The 1878-nt window shown below is 35.7% G+C and carries 1 protein-coding gene; it reads left to right on the top strand.

Annotated elements, in window-relative coordinates; translation table 11 throughout:
- On the top strand, positions 1 to 1292 hold a 1292-nt coding region (locus tag CCZ01_RS10530; protein ID WP_181566396.1), incomplete at its 5' end, for a hypothetical protein.
- Positions 1293 to 1878: the final 586 nt, after the last annotated feature.

Here is a 1878-nt window from a genome sequence, read left to right as displayed (position 1 = left end):
CATGGGGCTATCAAGCTATTAAAATTGACAATAACTCAACATCAGCAACCCTAACTTTAAATGGTAATGTTGCAGCAGATAGATTTAATATTACTTCAGAAGGTGCAAACCTTAAAACACTCACAATCAATGGAGACTTAAAATACTCTTCAGCAAGCAATTATGATCAAAATAGAGACAAGAGTGATGAAGTCAACATTAATCTTCGTGATGCAGCTCTTGGAACAAACATCAAACTTGGTGGCTTAAAAGTAGGACAAGGCACTGTTCAAATCACTGGTTCTCAAGGTAAAGATACCATTGAATTAGCAAAAGGTATCAATATGGATAGAATCCACTTGAATGGGTATAATGCAGCGGTTACTAATGCTACAAAAGCAAGCTTTGAATTTACTGCCTCAGCGGCTACAACTGCTGCATCAGGTAACTCAATTAAAATTACATTTGGTACTGCAAGTGTAACACTTACAGGTGCTAATGGTGCTGCTACTGCTGATTTTAACAAAGCTATTGAATATATTTTTGAAGGAAAAACAGTCGCTGACATATCTCAAGGTGGTAAGTTTGCAATTACTAGTGCTGATATAACTGCCTTTCAAAGTGCTATGACTAATGCTGGAGTTACATTTACTAATGGTGGTACTGATGGTGATGGTAAATTTAAATTGGAAGCAAATACTGTTGGATCTAATGTAACTGTACCAGAAATTAAGCTTGAAGCAACAGGAGCAACCGTCGCTCAAGGTACATCTACGCCAGGTACTGACAATTCTCCTGCTAAGAATGCAACTTCTTATATAACTGGACTCGATCAGAACAATAACCACTATGAGATTCAAGCTGGAGGTGACTACATCGATGTTGTGAAGAACTTCCAACTTAAGTATGATAATATAGATGCTACTGTAGAGGGTGCTACTATAGCGGTTGCAGGTAGTGCTGCTGCAGTAACATCCCTTGCAGCTCACATTAGATTCTTAGGTGTAACAGCCTCAGGTGATTATGCTACAAATAAAGCTGAAACAGGTGTCTTTACTCTAAGAACAGATTTAACCGGTGCAGATCAACAAGCTGCCTTAAATGCTATTACATTAGGAGATATGCTCAAAGCAGCAGATGAAGCTACAACAGCTGCAGCAGGTACACAAGTCGCCTTTGTATTTCAAGGAAGCACTTATCTCTTCATACAAGGAGATGCTAATAACACTACTGTAACCAGCAAAGATGTGATTATTGAATTAGAAGGTGTGAGTGCTGCACACATCAATGATATTATTGGTAATGTTTCATAATGTTGCCTTTTAAACTTTAATCTTTACAGATAAAGTGAATCAAGGTTAAGCCTTGAATCCCTAGACTCAGTCTAGGGTTATTATATTTTCAACTTGAGTGTCCAAACACACCCTCTTTTGTCCTCCCTCCCTTGCTATTGTCCTCCTTTGCAAGGGAGAATATTTATTCTGATGTATTTTTTAGAAAATCTTTTATTGCTCTGTTATGATTTATCTTGCAAAATCTTTTAAATATTTATCTTCACAATATAACTCTTAGAATATTAGAGGTATAATCATCAATGTTAAGGAGTGGCTTTCTTTTTATGCAATTCTAGTATAGAAAGGAGGTTAAAGATGAAAAGTGTTTTACAATTACTAACAGAAATTGTAAGGCTGATTAAAGAGCTTCTGACACTCTTTAATCTATTCAACTAAATACATAAGTTGCTATCTTAGTATTCCCCCACTTAGTTTCTCCTTAACAAAGTGATTTATACTAGAATTGTGGGGGATTCTGGTATTCAAATGTGTGTATCTCTATCTATTATTATTTCTTACTTTTGATTCTTTAAAGATTATCTCTACTCTTTTTTGTTTGAATAAG

The organism is Helicobacter monodelphidis, assembly GCF_003288845.1.
Classification (GTDB): Bacteria; Campylobacterota; Campylobacteria; order Campylobacterales; family Helicobacteraceae; genus NHYN01.
Note: the sequence above shows the minus strand (reverse complement) of the source record. Positions and strands in the feature narration are given on the sequence as shown.